The sequence below is a fragment of the Mesorhizobium sp. M7A.F.Ca.ET.027.03.2.1 genome (assembly GCF_003999175.1).
Lineage (GTDB): Bacteria > Pseudomonadota > Alphaproteobacteria > Rhizobiales > Rhizobiaceae > Mesorhizobium.
This window is the reverse complement of sequence record NZ_RZOM01000729.1, coordinates 1-3,205: the sequence shown is the minus strand read 5'-3', so window position 1 is coordinate 3,205 and position 3,205 is coordinate 1. Positions and strand designations below refer to the sequence as shown.

The window sequence follows — 3,205 nt, the reverse complement described above, 5'->3', positions numbered from 1 at the left end:
TGGTCACCCTCACACGATGCCGAAGGCGAGACCGATGCCGATCGCCGCGCAGGCGGCACCGGCAGCACGGGCCACTCCACGGAACCGGATGCCGAGACTGAGACCGGCAGCGATGCCGGCGGTATGCAGCAACAGCGTGGCGATGGCAAAGCCGGCCATGTATTCAAGCCCGCCGGCATTCTCCGGCACCTCGGTGCCATGCGCGTGGCCGTGGAAAAGTGCGAACAGGCCGATGATGGCGACCCCGGCCGAGACCGGCAGATCGATCGCCAGCGCCACCAGCAGCCCGAGCGTCACGACCGATGCCAGTATGCCCGGTTCGACGAAGGGCAGCGGCATGTGCAGCATGCCCAGCGCGCCGCCGACCAGCATGACGCAGACAAAGGCCGCCGGCCAGGCAAGAACCGCCTTGCCGCCCTTGAGCGCCGCCCACAGCCCGACCGCGACCATCACCGTCATATGATCGAGCCCGGAAAGCGGGTGCATGAAGCCGGCCGTGAAGGAGGAGGCCGTGCCGATGCCGACATGAGCATAGGCCGGCATGGCAGCGGCCAGCAGCAGGATCGCCGACAGGCAGAGGCGTTTGGCAGGGATCATTCTATTTGCCTTTCGTTTTGCTCGGTCTGGTGTTTACGCCGCCTTGCTGGGACCGCAGCCTTCAGCCTTGAGAACGCGTTTGCTCGACGCCGGATATTTCTTCAGCATCGCTGGCGGGCGGATCGGCCGCGCCGAAAAACCACCGCCGCAATTGGGGCAGATGCCGCCCAACACCTGTTCCACGCATCCGGCGCAAAAGGTGCACTCGAAGGTGCAGATCAGCGCATCCGTCGCCTCCGGCGGCAGGTCCTTGTCGCAGCATTCGCAGTTGGGACGCAGCTCCAGCATCCTGTCCTCCTCAACGGATCGGTTCGTGCACGGTCACCAGCTTGGTGCCGTCGGGAAAAGTCGCCTCGACCTGCACGTCATGGATCATCTCGGCGATGCCTTCCATGACTTGCGCGCGGCTGACGATATGAGCGCCGGCTTCCATCAGTTCGGCGACCGGACGGCCGTCGCGGGCGCCTTCGACGACGAAGTCGGTGATCAGCGCGATCGCTTCCGGATGGTTGAGCTTGACGCCGCGTTCGAGCCGCTTGCGCGCCACGATCGCCGCCATGGCGATCAGCAGCTTGTCCTTTTCCCTCGGCGTCAGGTTCATGCGTTTCCCTGGATTGGTAGAGACAGGCCTATAGTGACCATAATTTGGGCAACCCCGCCCTTCCGTTGAGCAATTCGACGAGTGGAACCAGCCGCTGGCGCAGCCGGTAGCCGTCCCCGGCGTAGAGCCTCGCAAGAAGCTTGCCAGATTTCTTCACGCTCCAGACGCTGGCGCTGCCGTGGTCGCCGACGATCTCCAGAACCCGGTCGAGCAGGGCCTCGGCGCGTGGCGACACCAGAAGCAGCGTCGCCACCGCGATCGCGCCGCCGGCAACCGCCGGGCGGTCGAGCGTAGCGGCGATATCGGGTCCGATGCGGAAATCCTCGGCATGAATGAGGGCGCCATCCTGGCGCACACGCCAGCGGTCATGGAAGTTGCCCTGCGTGGCGCGCTCGCCCATCGCCAGGCGGCCGAAGACGGCGGCTTCCAGCACCAGCGCCTCGGCGCCGACGGCAAGCTCGACGTCGAGCGTGCGGGCAAAGGCCGCCCGGTCGAAGACGATGGTTTCCTGCGGCAGCCAGGCGATCCGGCCATTTTCGCCGACCGACAAATTGACTCGCACTTCGGCACGGTTGGATGCCGCCCGGTAGATCTTCTCGCAGGTCTGCGTGGTGATCGACGCCGAAGCGGCCGCGCCGACATCCACCTCCCAGGCGATACGGTCGCCGCCGGTCATCCCGCCGGCGGTGTTGATCAGCACCGCTTCGAGCGGATCGGTCGAGACGGCCGGCATTCTTATCTTGGCGGCGCCGTCCTGATAGAGGCGCCGCAGGCGCGTGCGGCCCTCACTGAGCGCGCAGGAAAGCCGCGCGACGCCCGCAACGCGCTGCGTCGAAATCCCGTCATGTTCGCCGCTAGGTTCGCCCATATCCATGCCTGCACGTTAAGCACTCCGTCGGCTTTGTCGATATGGAGTTCGATATAGCTTGTTGCTTGACAACGTTTCGGTTTCTATAGAGGGAACCACCTTGGTACGGTCATGCTGCGCTTGGCGGGGGTATTAAACGACGACGGCGGCTTGATACCAGGAGAAAAAGGGGCGCTGCTCAGTTGGCGTCGGGAAACGTCGAGATAGTGGGGAAGGAACCGAATGGCCGACCAGCTGGCAACGGATATCATCGCGAAGATCAAGGCTCATGCCGAGCCGGGCGGCGAAGAAATCACCACCACCACCGAATTGACCTCGCTTGGCATCCATTCGCTCGAGCTGACGGAGATTATCTTCGATCTTGAGGAAGAGTATGGCATCGAGATCGAGATGAACACGGTCGACGCCTGGAGCAATCTGAAGAACGTCGGCGACATGGTCGAAGCTGTGCGCGCGCTGATCGCGAAAAAAGCCTGAACTGAATGCGGCAGCGCGTTGTCATCACCGGCATGGGCGGCATTTGCGGGCTCGGCACCAGCGCGCCCGCGATCTGGAACGAGATGCGCGCCGGCCGCTCGGCCATCGGCCAGATCACAAGCCCCCAGTTGCATGATTTGAAGGTCAAGGTTGGCTGCGAAATCAAGGCGCTTCCCGATCACGGAATCGACCGCAAGCAGACCGTGTCGATGGACCGCTTCAGCCTGCTGGCGACCATCGCAGCCAGGGAAGCCATGCAGCAGTCCGGCCTGGTTTCGAACGAGAACACCACCTATCGGATGGGCACCGTCGTCGGTGTCGGCGTCTGTGGCTGGGAGGCGATCGAAGAGAGCTATCGCGCCATCCTGGTCGAGGGCAAGAACCGCGCCGGTATCTTCACCGTGCCAAAGGTTATGCCAAGCGCGGCCTCCGGCCATGTCAGCATGAATCTGGGCCTGCGCGGCCCGGTCTTCGGCGTCACCTCGGCCTGCTCCTCCTCCAACCACGCCATCGCCTCGGCCGTCGACCAGATCAGGCTTGGCCGCGCCGATGTGATGGTCGCTGGCGGCACCGATGCGCCGCTGGTTTGGGGGATCCTGAAGGGCTGGGAAGCATTGCGCGTGCTGGCGCCCGACACCTGCCGGCCATTCTCGGCCGACCGC

At 64.4% G+C, this 3,205-nt stretch carries 6 protein-coding genes; 2 read left to right on the top strand and 4 right to left on the bottom strand.

Translation table 11 applies throughout. The annotated features are described in order from the left end of the window. Positions 1-9: 9 nt before the first annotated feature. The 4 genes from EN750_RS25755 to EN750_RS25740 are packed head-to-tail and all read right to left on the bottom strand — an operon-like array spanning position 10 to position 2,066. Positions 10-597 carry a HupE/UreJ family protein gene (locus tag EN750_RS25755; protein WP_127398227.1) on the bottom strand — a complete coding sequence of 196 codons (588 nt, stop codon included), beginning with the start codon at positions 595-597 and terminating at the stop codon, positions 10-12. A gap of 33 nt (positions 598-630) precedes the next feature. Further along, a complete protein-coding gene (locus tag EN750_RS25750; protein ID WP_127398226.1) occupies positions 631-885 on the bottom strand; it encodes a DUF1272 domain-containing protein in 255 nt (84 codons plus the stop codon). Positions 886-895: 10 nt separating this feature from the next. Continuing rightward, positions 896-1,198: an urease subunit gamma gene (locus tag EN750_RS25745; RefSeq protein ID WP_127269528.1), complete on the bottom strand. Its 303-nt coding sequence runs from the start codon at positions 1,196-1,198 to the stop codon at positions 896-898. A gap of 28 nt (positions 1,199-1,226) precedes the next feature. Next, positions 1,227-2,066, bottom strand: a complete 840-nt coding sequence (locus tag EN750_RS25740) for an urease accessory protein UreD (protein ID WP_127398224.1) — start codon at positions 2,064-2,066, stop codon at positions 1,227-1,229. Positions 2,067-2,288: 222 nt separating this feature from the next. On the opposite strand from EN750_RS25740, the gene EN750_RS25735 reads away from it, so the two are divergent. Further along, on the top strand, positions 2,289-2,543 hold the full coding sequence (locus EN750_RS25735; protein ID WP_013528393.1) for an acyl carrier protein: 255 nt from the start codon (positions 2,289-2,291) through the stop codon (positions 2,541-2,543). Between the two features lie 5 nt (positions 2,544-2,548). Continuing rightward, positions 2,549-3,205: beta-ketoacyl synthase N-terminal-like domain-containing protein (locus EN750_RS25730; RefSeq protein WP_281062326.1), on the top strand; the 657-nt coding region annotated here is incomplete at its 3' end.

Excerpts from the sequence above, each read along its gene's own strand:
- EN750_RS25755 (WP_127398227.1), bottom strand. The coding sequence starts at position 597 with ATGATCCCTGCCAAACGCCTCTGCCTGTCGGCGATCCTGCTGCTGGCC.
- EN750_RS25750 (WP_127398226.1), bottom strand. The coding sequence starts at position 885 with ATGCTGGAGCTGCGTCCCAACTGCGAATGCTGCGACAAGGACCTGCCG.
- EN750_RS25745 (WP_127269528.1), bottom strand. The coding sequence starts at position 1,198 with ATGAACCTGACGCCGAGGGAAAAGGACAAGCTGCTGATCGCCATGGCG.
- EN750_RS25740 (WP_127398224.1), bottom strand. The coding sequence starts at position 2,066 with ATGGGCGAACCTAGCGGCGAACATGACGGGATTTCGACGCAGCGCGTT.
- EN750_RS25735 (WP_013528393.1), top strand. The coding sequence starts at position 2,289 with ATGGCCGACCAGCTGGCAACGGATATCATCGCGAAGATCAAGGCTCAT.